At 32.4% G+C, this 20,086-nt stretch carries 15 protein-coding genes; 11 read left to right on the forward strand and 4 right to left on the reverse strand.

The window, feature by feature from the left end; translation table 11 throughout:
* Positions 1-15: 15 nt before the first annotated feature.
* From rplJ to LOS86_RS03640, 7 genes are all read left to right on the forward strand, one after another.
* A complete protein-coding gene (gene rplJ / locus LOS86_RS03610) occupies positions 16-513 on the forward strand; it encodes a 50S ribosomal protein L10 (protein ID WP_231843276.1) in 498 nt (165 codons plus the stop codon).
* A 55-nt stretch (positions 514-568) separates the two neighbouring features.
* Positions 569-943, forward strand: coding sequence for a 50S ribosomal protein L7/L12 (rplL, locus tag LOS86_RS03615; protein WP_231835100.1), 375 nt, complete (start codon positions 569-571; stop codon positions 941-943).
* 247 nt (positions 944-1,190) lie between these two features.
* Positions 1,191-5,003 (forward strand): DNA-directed RNA polymerase subunit beta, encoded by a 3,813-nt coding sequence (rpoB, locus tag LOS86_RS03620; protein ID WP_231843277.1) that lies wholly within the window; start codon positions 1,191-1,193, stop codon positions 5,001-5,003.
* 67 nt (positions 5,004-5,070) lie between these two features.
* Positions 5,071-9,369 (forward strand): DNA-directed RNA polymerase subunit beta', encoded by a 4,299-nt coding sequence (rpoC, locus tag LOS86_RS03625; protein WP_231843278.1) that lies wholly within the window; start codon positions 5,071-5,073, stop codon positions 9,367-9,369.
* A gap of 171 nt (positions 9,370-9,540) precedes the next feature.
* Positions 9,541-9,849 (forward strand): DUF3467 domain-containing protein, encoded by a 309-nt coding sequence (locus LOS86_RS03630; RefSeq protein ID WP_073580526.1) that lies wholly within the window; start codon positions 9,541-9,543, stop codon positions 9,847-9,849.
* Positions 9,850-9,895: 46 nt separating this feature from the next.
* Positions 9,896-10,390 carry a GNAT family N-acetyltransferase gene (locus LOS86_RS03635; protein ID WP_231843279.1) on the forward strand — a complete coding sequence of 165 codons (495 nt, stop codon included), beginning with the start codon at positions 9,896-9,898 and terminating at the stop codon, positions 10,388-10,390.
* A 78-nt stretch (positions 10,391-10,468) separates the two neighbouring features.
* Positions 10,469-12,619: an erythromycin esterase family protein gene (locus tag LOS86_RS03640; protein ID WP_231843280.1), complete on the forward strand. Its 2,151-nt coding sequence runs from the start codon at positions 10,469-10,471 to the stop codon at positions 12,617-12,619.
* 3 nt (positions 12,620-12,622) lie between these two features.
* Here the strand turns inward: LOS86_RS03640 and rluF are convergent, their stop codons facing one another.
* The 3 genes from rluF to LOS86_RS03655 form a co-directional block, all read right to left on the reverse strand.
* On the reverse strand, positions 12,623-13,411 hold the full coding sequence (gene rluF / locus LOS86_RS03645) for a 23S rRNA pseudouridine(2604) synthase RluF (protein ID WP_231843281.1): 789 nt from the start codon (positions 13,409-13,411) through the stop codon (positions 12,623-12,625).
* A 139-nt stretch (positions 13,412-13,550) separates the two neighbouring features.
* Complete coding sequence (locus LOS86_RS03650) at positions 13,551-14,330, reverse strand: zinc ribbon domain-containing protein (RefSeq protein ID WP_231843282.1); 780 nt, start codon at positions 14,328-14,330, stop codon at positions 13,551-13,553.
* A gap of 2 nt (positions 14,331-14,332) precedes the next feature.
* Complete coding sequence (locus LOS86_RS03655) at positions 14,333-15,448, reverse strand: Nif3-like dinuclear metal center hexameric protein (RefSeq protein WP_231843283.1); 1,116 nt, start codon at positions 15,446-15,448, stop codon at positions 14,333-14,335.
* Between the two features lie 112 nt (positions 15,449-15,560).
* On the opposite strand from LOS86_RS03655, the gene LOS86_RS03660 reads away from it, so the two are divergent.
* The 4 genes from LOS86_RS03660 to LOS86_RS03675 are packed head-to-tail and all read left to right on the forward strand — an operon-like array spanning position 15,561 to position 17,873.
* Positions 15,561-15,809 carry a DUF2683 family protein gene (locus tag LOS86_RS03660; protein WP_231843284.1) on the forward strand — a complete coding sequence of 83 codons (249 nt, stop codon included), beginning with the start codon at positions 15,561-15,563 and terminating at the stop codon, positions 15,807-15,809.
* Positions 15,791-16,072 (forward strand): Txe/YoeB family addiction module toxin, encoded by a 282-nt coding sequence (locus LOS86_RS03665; protein WP_231843285.1) that lies wholly within the window; start codon positions 15,791-15,793, stop codon positions 16,070-16,072. Before LOS86_RS03660 ends, LOS86_RS03665 begins: the two co-directional genes overlap by 19 nt.
* Before the next feature lie 3 nt (positions 16,073-16,075).
* Positions 16,076-17,089 (forward strand): tetraacyldisaccharide 4'-kinase, encoded by a 1,014-nt coding sequence (lpxK, locus tag LOS86_RS03670; protein ID WP_231843286.1) that lies wholly within the window; start codon positions 16,076-16,078, stop codon positions 17,087-17,089.
* A complete protein-coding gene (locus LOS86_RS03675; protein WP_231843287.1) occupies positions 17,061-17,873 on the forward strand; it encodes a purine-nucleoside phosphorylase in 813 nt (270 codons plus the stop codon). The genes lpxK and LOS86_RS03675 overlap by 29 nt, the downstream gene beginning before the upstream one ends.
* Here LOS86_RS03675 and LOS86_RS03680 read toward each other — a convergent pair.
* Positions 17,860-20,067, reverse strand: a complete 2,208-nt coding sequence (locus LOS86_RS03680) for a tetratricopeptide repeat-containing hybrid sensor histidine kinase/response regulator (protein WP_231843288.1) — start codon at positions 20,065-20,067, stop codon at positions 17,860-17,862. The genes LOS86_RS03675 and LOS86_RS03680 overlap by 14 nt on opposite strands.
* Between the last annotated feature and the right edge of the window lie 19 nt (positions 20,068-20,086).

Raw genomic sequence — 20,086 nt, forward strand, 5'->3', positions numbered from 1 at the left:
TTAAAAATTTTTAGTATGACTAGAGAAGAAAAATCAATCGCTATTGAAGATTTAACTGCACAGTTAGCGGATGTGAATGTTGTTTATTTAGCAGACATTTCAGGACTTGATGCAGATACTACTTCAAACTTAAGAAGAGCTTGTTTTAAAGCTGGTATTAAATTAGAAGTTGTTAAGAACACATTGTTAGAAAAAGCAATGGAAGCTTCTGATAACGACTATGGTGATTTAGCATCAGTACTTAAAGGAAACACTTCTATGTTTATTGCTGAAACCGCTAATGGTCCAGCAAAAGTTATTAAAGAATTCCGTAAGAAAGGTGAAAAACCAATCTTCAAAGGAGCTTACATTAACCAAGAAATTTATATTGGTGACAACTTATTAGATAGCTTAGTAGCTATTAAATCTAAAGAAGAAGTTATCGCAGAAATTATTGGATTATTACAATCTCCTGCTAAACGAGTTCTTGCAGCTCTTCAAAATCAACCTGAGAAGGAAGAAGGAGCTGAATAATACGTACGCACTTAATAAATTATATTTTTACAAAACATTTTAAAAGATAGAAAAAATGGCAGATTTGAAACAATTCGCAGAACAATTAGTTAACTTAACAGTTAAAGAAGTTAACGAATTAGCAACAATATTAAAAGATGAGTATGGTATCGAGCCTGCTGCTGCAGCTGTAGTAGTTGCTGCTGGTGGTGGAGATGCTGGTGCAGGTGCTGCTGAGCAAACTGAATTCACAGTAGTATTAAAAGATGCTGGTGCTTCTAAATTAGGAGTTGTTAAAGCGGTTAAAGAATTAACTGGTTTAGGTCTTAAAGAAGCTAAAGATTTAGTTGATGCTGCTCCAACAAACGTTAAAGAAGGAGTTTCTAAAGATGAGGCTGAAGGTCTTAAGAAAGCTTTAGAGGAAGCAGGAGCTGTAGTTGAGTTAAAATAATTTATACTCATAAATAAGCTAGGTTTAGGTCTTGAGAGTGTTCTCAAAGACCTAAACCATTTTGCGTATATTAAATATTAGTATTTCTTATACGTTTCAAAGTAGCCCATAACGAAGAAAAAAAATAAACAATCTTTCCTGGTTTATTTTTAAAGATGTATCGGTTTACTAATTAAAAAAGGAAGTATTAAAAATCAGTGTTTTTACACAAAAAATTACTTTTTTTAAATCAAAATTTTGTCCATTGATGATAACAAATCAGACTGAAAGATTAAATTTTGCTTCGACAAAAAACATTCCACAATATCCAGATTTTCTAGATATTCAAGTGAAATCGTTTAAAGATTTCTTCCAATTGGAAACGAAATCAGATGAAAGAGGCAACGAAGGGCTGTATAATACCTTCATGGAAAATTTTCCAATTACTGATACGAGAAACCAATTCGTATTAGAGTTTCTAGATTATTTTATTGATCCACCTAGATATACTATTGAAGAGTGTATTGATAGAGGTTTAACATATAGTGTGCCTCTTAAAGCTAGATTAAAATTATATTGTACTGACCCTGAACACGAGGATTTTGAAACAATCGTTCAAGATGTGTATTTAGGAACAATACCATATATGACACCTAGCGGTACTTTCGTTATCAATGGTGCAGAGCGTGTAGTTGTATCGCAGTTACACAGATCTCCAGGTGTATTCTTTGGACAGTCTTTCCATGCAAATGGAACTAAATTATATTCTGCCAGAATTATTCCATTTAAAGGTTCTTGGATTGAATTCGCTACCGATATCAACAACGTAATGTATGCGTATATCGATAGAAAGAAAAAATTGCCTGTAACTACTTTATTCAGAGCAATCGGATTTGAAAGAGATAAAGATATCTTAGAAATTTTCGACTTAGCTGAAGAAATTAAAGTATCTAAAACAGGAATCAAGAAATATGCGGGAAGAAGACTTGCTGCACGTGTATTAAATACATGGCATGAAGACTTCGTGGATGAGGATACTGGTGAAGTGGTTTCTATTGAGCGTAACGAAATTATCTTAGATCGTGATACAATTCTTGATAAAGATAATATCGAAGAAATAATTGAAGCAGACGTAAAAACTATCCTTTTACATAAAGAGGACAACAATGCGGCTGATTACACAATTATCCACAATACGTTACAAAAAGACCCAACAAACTCTGAAAAAGAGGCTGTTGAGCATATTTACAGACAATTACGTAACGCGGAACCGCCTGATGAGGAAACGGCTCGTGGTATTATAGATAAATTATTCTTCTCTGACCAACGTTATAACTTAGGTGAAGTAGGTCGTTACAGAATGAACAAAAAGTTAAATCTTGATATTCCTATGGAAAAACAAGTTTTAACTAAAGAAGATATTATTACAATCGTTAAATATTTGATCGAATTAATCAACTCTAAAGCAGAGATTGATGATATCGACCACTTATCAAACCGTCGTGTAAGAACTGTTGGTGAGCAATTATCAGCTCAGTTCGGAGTAGGTTTAGCTCGTATGGCTAGAACTATCCGTGAAAGAATGAACGTTCGTGATAACGAGGTGTTTACACCTATCGATTTGATTAATGCTAAAACATTATCATCGGTAATTAACTCATTCTTTGGAACAAACCAGTTATCTCAGTTCATGGACCAAACGAATCCATTAGCAGAGATTACACACAAACGTCGTTTATCTGCCCTTGGACCTGGAGGTTTATCTAGAGAAAGAGCTGGTTTCGAGGTTCGTGACGTTCACTATACACACTACGGAAGACTTTGTCCAATTGAAACTCCAGAGGGACCAAACATTGGTTTGATTTCATCTTTAGGGGTTTATGCAAAAGTTAACGGAATGGGATTCATCGAAACTCCTTACCGTAAAGTAACTAACGGACAAGTTGATTTAATTTCTGAACCTATCTACTTAAGCGCTGAAGAAGAAGAAGGTAAAATGATTGCGCAAGCAAACATTGAAATGGATGCTAACGGAAAAATTACAGCTGATAAAGTTATTGCTCGTGAGGAAGGTGACTTCCCAGTAGTAGAACCTACAGTTGTTCATTATACAGACGTTGCTCCAAATCAGATTGCTTCAATTTCAGCTTCATTGATTCCTTTCTTAGAGCATGATGATGCGAACCGTGCGTTGATGGGATCTAACATGATGCGTCAGGCCGTTCCATTATTACGTCCTGAAGCTCCAATCGTTGGTACTGGTTTAGAAAGACAAGTTGCTTCTGATTCAAGAGTGTTAATCAACGCTGAAGGTAGCGGAACTGTAGAGTATGTTGATGCTAATATGATTACCATCAAATACGACAGAACTGAAGAAGAGCGTATGGTAAGCTTTGATACAGATGAGAAAACGTATCAATTAATCAAATATAGAAAAACCAACCAAAGTACTTGTATCAACTTAAAACCAATCGTTAGAAAAGGTGACAGAGTTGTAAAAGGTCAAGTATTATGTGAAGGTTATGCTACTCAAAACGGAGAATTAGCAATCGGAAGAAACTTAAAAGTGGCGTTCATGCCATGGAAAGGATATAACTTCGAGGATGCTATCGTAATTTCTGAAAAAGTAGTACGTGATGATATCTTTACATCATTACATATTGATGATTATACATTAGAAGTTCGTGATACTAAGTTAGGTAACGAAGAATTAACGAATGATATTCCAAACGTTTCTGAAGAAGCTACTAAAGATTTAGATGAAAACGGTATGATTAGAATTGGAGCAGAGGTAAAACCTGGCGATATTTTAATCGGAAAAATTACACCAAAAGGAGAATCAGATCCTACTCCAGAAGAAAAACTTTTAAGAGCAATCTTTGGAGATAAAGCAGGTGATGTTAAAGATGCTTCATTAAAAGCGTCTCCATCTTTACACGGTGTAGTTTTAGATAAAAAATTATTTGCGAAAGCAGTAAAAGATAAGAGAAAACGTTCTAAAGATAAAGAAGACGTTGATAAATTAGAAACAGAATTCGAAGTTAAGTACAACGACTTGAAAGACAAATTAATTGAAAAATTATTTGTTATCATCGATGGTAAAACTTCTCAAGGTGTAATGAACGATTTAGGTGAAGAAGTATTACCAAAAGGTAAAAAATTCACTAAAAAGATGTTACAAGGAGTTGAAGATTTTGCTCACTTAACTAAAGGTCAGTGGACAACAGATGAGCATACTAATGCTATGGTGAACGACTTAATTCACAATTACAAAATCAAATTAAACGATTTACAAGGTTGGTTAAGAAGAGAGAAATTCACAATTACTGTGGGAGATGAATTACCTTCTGGAATTTTAAAACTTGCTAAAGTTTACATCGCTAAGAAACGTAAATTGAAAGTAGGGGATAAAATGGCAGGACGTCACGGTAACAAAGGTATTGTTGCTAAAATCGTTCGTCATGAAGATATGCCATTCTTAGAAGACGGAACACCAGTAGATATCGTATTGAATCCACTTGGGGTACCATCTCGTATGAACATCGGTCAGATTTATGAAACGGTACTTGGATGGGCTGGTCAAAAATTAGGTAAGAAGTTTGCTACTCCAATTTTTGATGGTGCTACTTTAGATCAAATTAATGCCTTAACAGACGAAGCAGGAATTCCAAGATTCGGTCATACATATTTATATGACGGAGGAACTGGAGAGCGTTTCCACCAACCAGCAACTGTAGGAGTTATCTACATGTTGAAATTAGGTCACATGGTAGACGATAAAATGCACGCTCGTTCTATTGGTCCTTACTCTTTAATTACGCAACAACCATTAGGAGGTAAAGCTCAGTTCGGAGGTCAGCGTTTTGGAGAGATGGAGGTTTGGGCTCTTGAAGCATATGGTGCATCAAGTACGCTAAGAGAAATCTTAACTGTTAAATCGGATGACGTTATTGGTAGAGCTAAAACTTACGAAGCTATCGTTAAAGGAGAAACTATGCCAGAACCAGGATTACCTGAATCGTTCAATGTATTAATGCATGAATTAAAAGGTCTTGGATTAGACATCAGATTAGAAGAATAAATTTATCCGGGAGCAGCCTTGGTTGCTCCCTTTACAACGCTTTTCATAAATCGAAAGTATTCATATCATGACAAGATTAAAAGATAAAAATACCGTTAAAAGATTTGACAAAATCACGATAGGATTAGCTTCTCCAGAGTCTATTTTGGCAGAGTCTAGAGGTGAGGTTTTAAAACCAGAAACAATTAACTATCGTACCCACAAACCAGAAAGAGATGGTCTTTTCTGTGAGCGAATTTTCGGTCCAGTTAAAGATTATGAGTGTGCTTGTGGTAAGTATAAAAGAATCCGCTACAAAGGAATCGTTTGTGACCGATGTGGTGTTGAAGTAACGGAGAAAAAAGTACGTAGAGACAGAGTTGGACACATCAACTTAGTTGTGCCAATCGCTCACATTTGGTATTTCCGTTCGTTACCAAACAAAATCGGATATATTTTAGGATTACCATCTAAGAAATTAGATATGATTATTTACTACGAAAGATATGTAGTAATTCAACCAGGTATTGCTAAAAATGCTGATGGCGAATCTTTACAAAAATTAGATTTCCTTACAGAAGAAGAGTATTTAAATATTTTAGATACACTTCCAATGGAAAATCAATATTTAGATGATAATGATCCAAATAAATTCATCGCTAAAATGGGTGCTGAATGTATTATGGATTTATTAGCTCGTACAGATTTAGATGAATTATCATATGAATTACGTCATGCAGCTAATAACGAAACATCTAAACAACGTAAGACAGAAGCCTTAAAACGTTTAAATGTTGTTGAATCATTCCGTGAGTCTAACTTAAACAGAGAAAACCGTCCTGAGTGGATGATTTTAAAAGTAATTCCAGTTATTCCACCAGAATTACGTCCGTTAGTGCCACTTGATGGAGGTCGTTTTGCTACGTCAGATTTAAATGATTTATACAGAAGAGTTATCATCCGTAACAACCGTTTAAAAAGATTAATGGAGATCAAAGCTCCAGAAGTAATTTTAAGAAACGAAAAACGTATGTTACAAGAATCTGTAGATTCATTATTTGATAACACGCGTAAAGCTTCTGCAGTTAAAACAGAATCAAATAGACCATTAAAATCATTATCAGATTCATTAAAAGGTAAACAAGGTCGTTTCCGTCAAAACTTATTAGGTAAACGTGTAGATTATTCTGCTCGTTCGGTAATTGTCGTTGGACCAGAAATGAAAATGTATGAGTGTGGTTTGCCAAAAGATATGGCGGCTGAACTTTACAAACCATTCGTTATTCGTAAGTTAATCGAAAGAGGAATTGTAAAAACAGTTAAGTCGGCTAAGAAAATTATCGACAAAAAAGAGCCTGTAGTATGGGATATCCTTGAAAATGTAATTAAAGGTCATCCAGTATTACTTAACCGTGCTCCTACGTTACACCGTTTAGGTATTCAAGCATTCCAACCTAAATTAATTGAAGGAAAAGCAATTCAGTTACACCCATTGACATGTACGGCGTTTAATGCCGATTTCGATGGTGACCAGATGGCGGTTCACTTACCATTAGGACCAGAAGCTATTTTAGAAGCACAATTATTAATGTTGGCTTCTCACAATATCTTAAATCCTGCAAATGGTGCGCCTATCACGGTTCCTTCTCAGGACATGGTTCTTGGTCTTTACTATATGACTAAAGAGCGTTTATCAACTCCTGAGCATAAAATTTTAGGTGAAGGATTAACTTTCTATTCTGCTGAAGAGGTAAATATCGCTTTAAATGAAGGAAAATTAGAGTTGAATGCTAGAGTGAAAATTAGAGCAAAAGACTTTAATGAAAACGGTGAATTAGTTTATAAAATTATTCAAACAACTGCTGGTAGAGTATTATTTAACGAAGTAGTACCTGAAGCAGCTGGATATATCAATGAGGTATTAACTAAGAAATCACTACGTGATATTATTGGTAAAATCTTAGCGGTAACTGATGTTCCTACAACTGCAGCTTTCTTGGACAACATGAAAGATATGGGGTATAAGTTCGCATTCCGTGGAGGTTTATCATTCTCATTAGGTGATATTAGAATTCCAGAACAAAAAGAGAAATTAATCGCTGATGCTCGTGAGCAAGTAGAAGGAATTTCGATGAACTATAGCATGGGTCTTATTACGAATAACGAGCGTTATAACCAAGTTATTGATATCTGGACTTCAGCTAATGCGCAATTAACAGAGTTAGCAATGAAAAATATCCGTGAAGACCAACAAGGTTTCAACTCGGTATATATGATGCTTGATTCTGGAGCGAGGGGTTCTAAAGAGCAGATTCGTCAGTTAACTGGTATGCGTGGTTTGATGGCTAAGCCTAAAAAATCAACTGCTGGTGGTGGTGAAATTATCGAAAACCCAATTTTATCGAACTTTAAAGAAGGTCTTTCTATCCTTGAGTACTTTATTTCTACTCACGGTGCTCGTAAAGGTCTTGCGGATACCGCTCTTAAAACAGCCGATGCGGGTTATTTAACACGTCGTTTACATGACGTATCTCAAGATGTAATCGTAAACTCTGTAGATTGTGGTACATTAAGAGGTATTGAAGTTTCTGCTTTAAAGAAAAACGAAGAAATCGTTGAAACTTTAGGAGAAAGAATTTTAGGACGTGTGGCTTTACAAAATGTAATCAACCCATTAGATAATGAAATTTTAGTTCATGCTGGTGAGGAAATTACAGAAGCAATTGTTAAGAAGATCGAAGCTTCTCCAGTAGAGAGAGTTGATGTACGTTCGCCATTAACATGTGAGGCAACAAAAGGAATTTGTGCTAAATGTTATGGTAGAAACTTGGCAACAGGTAAGATGACTCAAAAAGGTGAAGCAGTTGGAGTTATTGCAGCGCAATCAATTGGTGAGCCTGGTACACAGTTAACACTTCGTACGTTCCACGTTGGAGGGGTTGCTGGAGGTATCTCTGAAGAATCTAGCATTGTAACTCGTTTTGCAGGTAGATTAGAAATTGAAGATTTAAAAACGGTTAAAGGTGAAGATGCTGAAGGAAATACTGTTGATATCGTAATTTCTCGTTCTACGGAGTTGAAATTAGTTGAGCCAAAAACAGGTATTGTATTAAATACACATTATATTCCTTACGGATCAAGTATTTTTGTAAATGATGGTGACATTGTTGAAAAAGGTACTACTATCTGTAAATGGGATCCATATAACGGGGTAATTATTTCTGAATTTACAGGTAAAGTAGGTTACGAAGATTTAGAACAAGGACAATCGTTCATTGTTGAAATCGACGAGCAAACTGGTTTCCAAGAGAAAGTAATTTCTGAAGGTAGAAATAAGAAATTAATCCCTACGTTACACATCTATGGTAAAGATGGCGAGTTAATTCGTTCATACAACTTACCAGTAGGAGCTCACCTTATGGTTAACGATGGAGAAAAAATTAAAGCTGGTAAGATTTTAGTTAAAATTCCTCGTCGTTCTTCTAAAGCAGGTGATATTACCGGAGGTTTACCAAGAATTACTGAGTTATTAGAAGCTCGTAATCCTTCAAACCCAGCGGTAGTTTCTGAAATTGACGGTGTTGTAACATTTGGAAAAATTAAGAGAGGTAACCGAGAAATCGCTATCGAGTCTAAATTTGGTGAAGTGAAGAAATACTTAGTAAAACTTTCAAACCAAATTTTAGTTCAAGAGAATGACTTCGTAAAAGCGGGAACTCCACTTTCTGATGGTGCAATTACTCCAGAAGATATCCTAAGAATTCAAGGTCCATCTGCTGTTCAACAGTACTTGGTTAACGAAATTCAAGAGGTGTACCGTTTACAAGGGGTAAAAATCAACGATAAACACTTTGAGGTAGTTATCCGTCAGATGATGCGTAAAGTAAGAATCGTGGATCCAGGAGATACTTTATTCTTAGAAGATCAATTGGCTCATACAAGTGATTTCATCGTTGAAAACGATAAATTATACGGAATGAAAGTAGTGGAAGATGCAGGTGATTCTGAGAATTTAAAACCAGGTCAAATTGTTTCTCCACGCCAATTAAGAGATGAAAATTCGTTATTAAAACGTAATGACAAGAACTTAGTTGTGGCTCGTGATGTTATTACAGCAACAGCTACTCCAGTATTACAAGGTATTACAAGAGCATCGTTACAAACGAAATCATTCATTTCTGCGGCATCGTTCCAGGAAACAACTAAAGTATTAAACGAAGCTGCAGTAGCAGGTAAAGTAGATACTTTAGAAGGATTGAAAGAAAATGTTATTGTAGGACATAGAATTCCAGCTGGTACTGGTATGAGAGATTACGATAATATTATTGTAGGTTCTAAAGAAGAATACAATGAATTAATGGCTGCTAAAGAAGAGTTTAACTACTAATTAGCTTTATTATTCCAATATAAAGCCTAACAGATTTTCTGTTAGGCTTTTTTTTTACCCAAATTATACTTATTCTTGTAAAAGATTTTCAAATATTACTTAAATGAACTAATAATATAAGTCAAAAACATTTAAAAACTTCAATGACTTTTATGATTAAAAAATAAAAAAATGGAAAATAATAACCAACAAGGACAAATTAACATCGAATTAGACGAGCAAACAGCTGAAGGAATTTATTCTAATTTAGCTATTATCAATCATTCTAATTCTGAGTTTGTAGTAGATTTCGTAACGATTATGCCGGGAGTGCCAAAGGCGAAAGTAAAATCAAGAATTATTTTAACGCCTCAACATGCAAAACGTTTGTTGAAAGCATTAGGAGAAAATATTCACCGTTTTGAAAGTGCTCATGGAAAAATTGAAGAAGGAGAACAACCTCCAATTCCTTTAAATTTTGGTCCAACAGGGCAAGCATAATAACCAAAAGTCTCGTATATTGCGGGACTTTTTTAGTTGATTACCTATGAATTTAATAAAAGCAAATTCTGAAGATATTCCAATTATCATCGACTTAACCAAGAAAATTTGGCCCGTTGCTTATGGAGAAATATTATCAAAAGCACAATTAGATTACATGATTGACAAGTTTTATAACGAACCTGCTTTATGCGAATTAATGCAAAAAGGACACATTTTTTATTTGGCACAAGATGATAAAGATAATTATGTAGGTTTTGTTTCCTATGAAATTAATAGCGAACCCAATAAAACCAAAATCCACAAAATTTACGTGTTACCCGAAACTCAAGGAATAGGTTTAGGTAGACAATTTTTTGAATTGGTAAAAGATAAAGCCATAGAAAATAACCAAGAAGCTATTTTCTTAAACGTAAACAAATACAACAACGCCATACATTTTTACACCAAACTAGGCTTTACAACAGTAAAAGATGAAGTAATAGATATAGGAAGTGGTTATGTGATGGATGATTATGTGATGGAGGTAGCAATTATATAATAAGTCAATTATTTTAGCGTTATTCTTTTGTGTAAATAATCTTATAATTTTATCATTACCTTTAAACAATTTACTAATTTGAAAAATATAGCAATTGTACTTTGCAGTTTGTTTAGTATATCATTTTCTGCTCAAGAATTCAATCCAAAAATAATAACTCTTTCACAAAATCCCGAAATCACTGATTTTAGTTTTTTAAAAAAAGAATTAAAAGATGTTCAAGTGGTTATGCTTGGAGAAAATACGCATTTTGATGGAAATGTATTTGAAATGAAAACCAAAATCGTTCAATATTTGCATCAAGAGATGGGGTTTAATACAATTGCATTTGAATCTGGAATTTATGATGTGTGGAACGCTCAAAAAAATATTGAACAAGGACAAAATGTAAAGGAAGCACTATCAAATTCTTTGTTTTCTATTTGGGCAAAAAGAAACGAATTTCAAAGTTTTATCGAGTTTTATAATCAGAATAAGAAAGATTTGAAAATTTTCGGTTTTGATTATCAGATTACGGGTAATAACGGAAATGTTGATCTTGCTAAAGATATTTTTGAATATTCTAAAAGAGTCAATTATAAAATAAAATTTAAACAAGAAGATTTTGAGTTGCTTTTAGAATCGATGACTAATTCTGGAATGTTTGATGAAGAAGATATTTCTTATGAACAATTTAAAACCGAATTAACGTTATTTAAAACTAAAATTAGCCAACAAAAAGATTCTGAGGAAAAGTTTTATTGGAATCAAATTGTAAAAAGTCTTTTAGAGTTAGGTTATGATGCTATTTCAAAAGAAGAAATTTTAAGCACTTTCAACACAACTTCATATGACAATATTCGCGACAAACAAATGGCGAACAATTTATTAGCTTATTTAAAACAAAATCCTGATGCTAAGATAATTTGTTGGGGAGCCAATGCGCATTTTGCTAATAATTTGAGTTCGATTACTGAACCTATATTAAAAGAGTTTGTACCAATGGGTTCTTACATTAAAAAAGAACTAAAAAACAAAGTGTATAGTTTGGCTGCTGTAACATCTGAAGATTCTATTTATCTTCAAAATAAATGGAACAAAACACCAATCAAAAAGCACTCATTTGAGTATTTCTTAAAAGAGAAAAATACGTCACCACATATTTTCATTTCTTCAAATCAAATTGGAATGCAAATTTCAGCATGGAATAGACTTTTTAGCCCAATTACATTTGTGGAAAGTAAATTAAATGAATTGCATGATGGTTATCTCTATTTTAGAACCGTTGCACCTTCGACTTTAATTGATTCTGATGAAAAGAATGTTTTTTTTAAAACTAAAGAAAAACAAAAGAATAATTTTTCTGAACATAATGATGATGAACTAAAGAAAACAGAATTAAATGAAGTTATCATTTACGGAAAAAGAACAGCTTATCAGGTAATGAAAAACGTTGTTGAGTCTTTGGAAAAAAATTATCCTGATAACGCATTTAGTTCTTTGATGAAAACCAATATTCAAACCAAAGTTTCAAATGTTACTTATCTTGATTTTGATTTAATTGCCGAACAATATGATTTAGGATACGTCAATCATATCAATAGAAGTACCAAAAATATAAAAGAATTAAGATGGAATAAGAAAGGAGATTTTCTATCGGAAAGTTTAAGAGAATATCATGGTTTGGTTTATAATTGTCCAATAAAATATGCGCCTTTTTTGAAAAAAGGAAAGTTTAAAAAATTTATTTTTCAAATAGAAGAATCTAAGATGTACAATAATGAAGAAGTCTTTGTAATTAATTTTTCATCTCCAAGAAATCATTCCACTTTTACCAGACGTGTTTTTTTAAGTAACTATTCAGGATATTTGTATGTAAATAAAAAAGATTTTGCCATTGTAAAGATTTTTGAAAATTGGTCAGTAACCGAATTCCCTGAACAGTTTAGAGAGGGGTTTCATCTTAAAAATTCTTTATCAAAATACTCTTCTAAAGAATATAAAAACGAATCCATGCTTACAGAATTTACAAAAAATGGTGAGCATTATTTCATTGTACAATCTACAAGTGTTTTATCTGGGAATGTTTATAATGATAAAACAGATAACGAAGAATTTGAAATAACAGCACATTCAAATTGGAAGGATTTTAACATTCAGAATCCTAAACTAATAAAAAATAAGGATGAAGTACATTCATTTGAGAAAATTAATTATAACGAAGATTTTTGGAGCAACTTGAAGTTTTAATTTTTACCTATTCCTCTCCCCATAATTCCTCTTTCCACTAAATTTCCCTTTATTACTTGGTAAACTTGCTTCTTCGGTTTTGCTAGAAGGTGCAATTAATTGGTTTAATTCGGTAATTTCTTTATCGGTAAGATGGCGGTATTTTCCTTCTGGTACATCTAAGGAAATATTAATAATACGCGTACGTTTTAAAGCTGTTACTTCGTAATCTAAGTATTCACACATTCTTCGTATTTGTCTATTTAAACCTTGAGTTAAAATAATTCGGAAAACGTATTTGCTAATTTGTTCTACTTTACATTTCTTGGTAATCGTTTCCAAAATTGGAATTCCGTTTGCCATTCGGTCAATAAATCGGTCGGTAATGGGTTTGTTTACGGTTACGATGTATTCTTTTTCGTGGTTGTTTCTTGCTCTAAGAATTTTATTTACAATATCGCCGTCACTCGTCATGAAAATCAAACCCTCACTGGCTTTATCTAATCGTCCAATAGGAAAAATACGCTCTGGATAATTGATGTAATCTACAATGTTATCCTTAATTTTTTGGTTGGTCGTGCATTCGATTCCAGCGGGTTTGTTGAAAGCTAAATAGATGTGTTTTTGTTTTTTGTCCTCAACTAAAACTCCATTCACACGAACTTCATCACCAGGCGCCACTTTTGTGCCCATTTCCGGAACTTTTCCGTTTATGGTTACTCTTCCTTGCTCAATCAATCGATCCGCTTCTCTACGAGAACAAAAGCCGATTTCCGATAAATATTTGTTGATGCGTACTGTGTTTTCTTCCATTGTGCAAAGATAGGTTTTTTTAGTAAATAGTGAATAGTGAATGGTGATTAGCAAGTTTTCTACAGAAATATTCTTTGCATCTTAAAACAAAAAAAGCCCTTTTAAAAAAGGACTTTCATTTATTTGGAAAAGGATTCAATTAGATGCTAGCAAATAATTTCTCCATTTTTTCTCTTTCTTCGTCAGCTAAAACACCGTCTACTAAGATTCTTCCACTGTGCTCATCTGTAATGATTTTTTTACGAGCAGCAATTTCCATTTGCGTTTGAGGTGGAATGGTAAAGAATGAACCAGCAGAAGCGCCACGCTCAATAGAAACAACTGCTAAACCATTTCTAACACTGTTTCTAATTCTGTCGTAAGCAGCTAATAAACGCTCTTCGATTTGACCTCTTAATTCTTCTGATTTACCTAATAAGAAGTTTTCTTCTTTTTCAGTTTCAGCCATAATGTCGCTTAATTCAGCTTTCTTATGTTTTAGGTGCGTTTGTTTACCTTCTAATTTTTCTTTTGTTTGAGCTAAAACTTCTTTTTTGTGCTCAATAGAAGCTTTCATTTCTTTAATGTGTTTTTCAGCTAATTGAATTTCTAATTCCTGAAACTCCACTTCTTTAGTTAAAGAGTTGAATTCTCTATTATTACGAACATTTTTTTGTTGCTCTAAATATTTTTTAATCGCAGCTTTGTGTTCGTCAATTGCATTTTTCTTGTCTTTGATTTGCTCGTCAATTGTCTCTAAATCGCTTTTTAGTTTTTCTAAACGAGTAGAAAGTCCTGCTACTTCATCTTCTAAATCTTCTACTTCAAGAGGTAATTCTCCTCTTACATTTCTTATTTCGTCTATTTTAGAATCAACTAGTTGTAAAGCATAAAGGGCTCTTAACTTATCTTCTACACTTAGCTCTTTGATTGTTGCCATATTTAAAAGTACTTAACTGGATTTGTATTTTCTTCTGATAAAAGAATTCCGCTTTCTAGCGAATTCGGTGCAAAATTAGTGATTTTTTCTTTAAGAAAATCAACAATATAATTTTTTGTAAATCTTTCGCTTTCAAAATGTCCAATATCAGCTAAAAGTAACTGATTTTCAGCTTCATAGAATTGATGATATTTTAAGTCGGCTGTAAGATAAGCATCTGCTCCTGAGGAAATTGCATTTTTTATAGCAAAACTTCCGCTTCCTCCTAACACGGCTACTTTTTTTATTGGCTTTCCAGTGAAAGCGGAATGTCTGATACCATCACATTGTAATTTCTCCTTTACCAATTGTAAAAACTCGGTCTCAGAAATCGAATTTTCTAATTCGCCAACTCGCCCCAATCCAATATTTTGATGTTTGTTTTCCAATTGATAAATTTCGTAAGCCACTTCTTCATAAATATGATTTTTAAACAAAGCCTTCAAGATTTTACCTTGTAAATGCTTTTCAAACGTCATTTCAATTTTGATTTCTTCGTTTTCTACAAACTCAAAGCGCTCTCCAATTTCCGGATTCGAATTTTCATTGCCCATGTAGGTTCCAATTCCTTTCGAATTAAAACTGCAATCTTCATAGTTTCCAATAGTTCCAGCCCCGGCATCAAATAAAGCATTTCGCAATTTTTCAAAGTTTTCAGGAATCGTATAGGTAACTAATTTTTGAATGTAATTTTCTTTCGGAATCAACACTTTAGAATGTTTCAAACCTAAAGCATCACAGAAAATTTTATTCACGCCTTTTTGATGATTGTCTAACGCAGTATGAACGGCATAAATCGCAATATCATTTTTAATTGCTTTTAAAATGGCGCGTTCTACATAATTTTTACCCGTAATTTTCTTAATTCCCGAAAATAAAATAGGATGGAAGCAAACCACCAAATTACATTTTTTTGAAATAGCTTCATCAATCACAGATTCCAATGCATCATGACAAACTAAAACGCCAGAAATTTCCTGATTTGGGTTACCTACTAAAAGTCCAACATTATCAAAATCTTCGGCATAACCTAGTGGTGCCATTTCTTCTAAAACAGAAAGTATATTGGAAAGTTTCATGATGTTTTTTTTATATATCAAAGATAAAAATTCAATTTAGTAATATTACGATTTTTGACAGAAAATATATTAGCACGATTTTTGTATATTTGTAAATACAAATTCATCTGTTATGACAACAATAACCATTAAAATTAACGAGCGTTCAAAAAAAGGCAAAGCTTTCTTAGAGTTTGCTAAAACTTTTTTTGCCGAAGGTAAAGACGTTGAGATTATTAAGTCCGATGATAAAAAACCCAAAAAAGAAAAAAGTATTTACAGTGATGCTTTTATTGCAAAAATGAAAAAAGCGGAGGAAAATATTAAAAATGGTGATGTTACAAGGTTAAATCTTGACGATATATGGGGAAGTATTTTGTAGATTTTGATTCAATTGCTAGAAAAGATTTACAAGCACACTACAAATCTGGCAATAAAGCTACTATAAAGAAAATTGAAAAAATACTTTTTGAACTTTCAGAAACACCTTTTGAGGGAATTGGAAATCCAGAAGCTTTAAAATATGAATTTTCAGGTTATTGGTCCAGAAGAATTAATGCTAAAGACAGAATGATTTACAAAGTTGAAGAAAATATCGTTACAGTAACAATAGTTTCTGCAATGGGACATTATTCTGATAAATAACCTATGAATTTCCTTCGAAAAATACTTTTCCCTTTAGCCTTATTGTATTGGCTGATTACTTATATCCGAAATTGGTTGTATGATAAAGGGTTTTTTAATGCTGCTGAATTTGATTTACCGATAATTGCTGTTGGAAATCTTAGCGTTGGCGGAACTGGAAAAACACCTCAAATTGAATATTTAATCCGATTGCTTTCTGACAAATATAAGGTGGCTGTTTTGAGTCGCGGTTATAAGCGTTCAACCGATGGTTTTATTTTAGCTGATAAAAAGGCTACGGCAAGTTCTATTGGTGATGAACCTTTTCAGTTTTATTCTAAATTCCCAAATATTCAAGTTGCAGTTGATGCGAATAGAAAAAACGGAATTGAAAATTTATTACAACTTAAAGATAAGCCTGATGTTATTTTACTAGACGACGCTTTTCAACACAGAAAAGTAAAAGCAGGATTTTATATTTTACTTACTGCTTACGATGATTTGTTTTGTGATGACTATATTTTGCCTTTCGGGAATTTACGTGAACCTTCTTCAGGTAAAAAGCGAGCTGATATGATAATTGTCACAAAATGTCCAAAGGATTTGTCCGAAATTGCCCAACAGAAAATTAAAGAAAAACTTAAGGTCAAACAACCTGTTTTCTTCACCACAATTCAGTACGACGATTGTATTTTTGGAAATGATAGCCAATTGTTGGTTTCAGAAATTCAATCAGAAAGCAAAGTGTTGGTAGCAGGAATTGCAAAGCCTAAATTGTTTTTCGATTTTCTAAAAAATGAAACAGATGATACTTTGGTTTTTCCAGATCATCATCATTTTTCAAAACAAGATTGTGAGCAAATTTTGGCAAAAGCCAATGGAAGTAAAATTATTACAACAGAAAAAGATTTTGTTCGTTTAAATGGATTATTGCCTAAAGAGCAATTGTTTTATTTACCAATAAAATCAACTTTTTTAAATACAAACATTGATAAAACGATAGAAGATTATGTGGGACAAAGTTCAAGAAACAGTTAGTTATATTAAAGATAAAACCAATTTTACTCCAGAATATGGAGTGATTTTAGGTTCTGGATTAGGAGGATTTACAGAAGACATTACGATAGAATATACATTGCCTTATTCCGATATTCCTAATTTTCCTATTTCAACAGTTCAAGGTCATAAAGGGGCTTTAGTGTTTGGAAATATTCAAGGGAAAAAAGTGGTAGCCATGCAAGGGCGTTTTCATTTTTATGAAGGGTACGATATGAAACAAGTAACGTTTCCTGTTCGTGTGATGAAATATTTAGGAGTTGAAAAATTGATAGTTTCCAATGCATCTGGAGGAGTTAATCCAGAATATGTTATAGGAGATGTTGTGGTAATTACGGATCATATTAATATGATGCCTGAACATCCGTTAAGAGGACATAATGATGAACGCTTTGGACCTAGATTTGTTAATATGAGCGAGCCTTATTCTAAAGCAATGATTGATAAAGCATTTGAATTGGCAGAAGATTTAAATATTTATCTTAAAACAGGAATTTACTTAGGATTACAAGGTCCAACTTTTGAAACACTTGCAGAATATAAAATGGTAAAAGCCGTTGGGGCTGATTGTGTAGGGATGTCAACCGTTCCTGAAGTAATTGTAGCAAGGCATATGGATATGGAATGCTTTGGAGTATCAGTTATTACAGATATGGGTGACGAAGATAATATTGAAGAAGTAAATCACGAAGAGGTTTTAGAAGCAGCAAAAAAAGCAGAGCCTCATGTTAGAAATTTAATTAAAAATTTAATTATTCAGTACTAGATAAATATTTAGTAATTACATTATAGAAATGCTCGGGTTCAAAAGGTTTGGTGATTACTTCATTCATGCCGTAGGACAAGAGCATTTCTCTATTTTCATTTAGAGAAATTGCAGTTAATGCAATAATTGGAGTTTGAGTATTAAACTTTCTTATTTCGCTAGTAGCTTCAGTTCCGTTGATTCCTGGAAGGTGAACATCCATAAGGATTAAATCATAATTATTGTCCTTAATTTCATGAATTGCATCTTCACCATTATCAATTATTTTGCATGAAATCCCTCTTTTTTCTAACATTTTTTGGGTAATCATTTGATTGATTTTATTGTCCTCAACAAGTAGAATATTTTTTTTATTTAAAATTTCAATATTTACATTATGATCAATGGTAATGTTTTCATTAATTCCTTTTTCAAATTCTAGTTCAAAACTAAAAGTACTTCCTTTGCCGGGTTCACTTTGCAAATGAATTTGACTTCCCATTATTTCTAAAATCTTTTTCACAATAGACAATCCAAGTCCGGTTCCACCATAAGTTCTATTAATTTCTACAGAACCTTGACTGAAACTATCAAAAATAGCTTCTTGTTTGTCTTTGGCAATTCCAATTCCATTATCTTTTACTTCGAAAAATAAGTGTAAAGAGTTAGGATTTTCTGATTTTACATTTATTGTAAACCAAACATCGCCATCTTTACTAAATTTAATGGCATTGTTTAATAGGTTAATAAAAATTTGGGATAATTTTGTAGGGTCACCTTTCAAATTATAATTTACAGATCTGTCTATATTTAAATGAAAATTAATGTTATTTTCATTGATAAATTCTTTAAATGAAGCTGAAATATTTTCACACAATTCCAATAAATTAAAATTGATTTTTTCAATAAAAACTTTATCCGATTCAAGTCGGTTAATTTCTAAAATGTCATTAATGAAGTTCAACAAGTAATTTCCAGAAAACTCTAAGGATTTTAAATAATTGAGTTGGCTAACTTTTGGTTTTTCTTGTAACAAAAGATAGGTAATTCCATTAATTGCATTAAGAGGAGTTCTAAGTTCATGACTTACTGTAGATAAGAAATCAGCTCTAGCTTTTGATGCTCGCTCTGCTTTTTCTTTTTCAAGCGTTAATTCTTTGTTTTTATCTTTTAACAGCTTATTAGTGCTCGTTCTTATTTTATTGTTTTTGTATAAAGATAAACTCAATAAGGATAAAATAGAAATTAAAGCAATACTTAAAATACTAATTAATTTTGAAAACTGTAGTGTCTTTTGTTGGCTTTTTCTTTCTTTATCTAATTGCTCAATGGTTTTAAGCTGCTTGTCAAATTGAATTTTATCTACCGTATTTTCAGTTAAATTATTGTTGTTTAATTTACTTAAAGAATCTGTAAGGTGAACATATCTTTTTAAATACAAATTAGAACTTAAAATATTATTATTCTTTTCATAAGAAGTACTTAATAGCTTATAAATTCGTTTGGTAAATTTTACATCTTTATTGCCATATTTATTGTTTAATAGAGCAAGATTTAAATAATCAATAGCTTGAGGATAATTGTTTTTTATTAATTCTAGTTCGCTTAATTGAATGTAAGCTTCTGTTTTTGTACTTATTAAGGCGCTGTCATCATTAATATTATCAATTACACTTTTTAAAATTGCACTTGCTTCATCATTATATCCTTTCTCTTTTTTAATGATAGCTTTTTGAAGATTAATAAGTTCAATAGCATCTGAAAAATTTAATTTTTCATAAACCGTTGCAGCTTTTTCAAAATAGGTTTCTGCTAAATCTATATTGTTTTTAATTAAATAGCATTTTCCTAAACCGTAATAGGCGAGAGCAATATTAGATTTTGGATTTTTCTTACTAAAAAGACTTACAGCTCTTATGTAGTAATCAATTGCTAAGTCATTTTTCTCCAATTCAAAGAAAATGGTTGCAAGTTGTAAGTACGAATCACCAAGCTTTTCTTCTAAATTATTTTTTTTAGCATATTCAATAGCTTTTTCGGTAAACAAAATAGCTTTAGAGTAGGATTTTTTATCCTCTTTGTTAAACAAACCTACTTCTAAATAATAATCAGAACTATCGGTTATTTTAGCAGCTTCTTTATAAACAGCTGACTGCGAAAAACCAATATTCGTTGAAGAAATTAAAATAAATAATATGAAAAAAAGATTTTTCAAGAGTTAACAATTAAATTTA

The sequence above is a fragment of the Flavobacterium cyclinae genome (assembly GCF_021172145.1).
Lineage (GTDB): Bacteria > Bacteroidota > Bacteroidia > Flavobacteriales > Flavobacteriaceae > Flavobacterium > Flavobacterium cyclinae.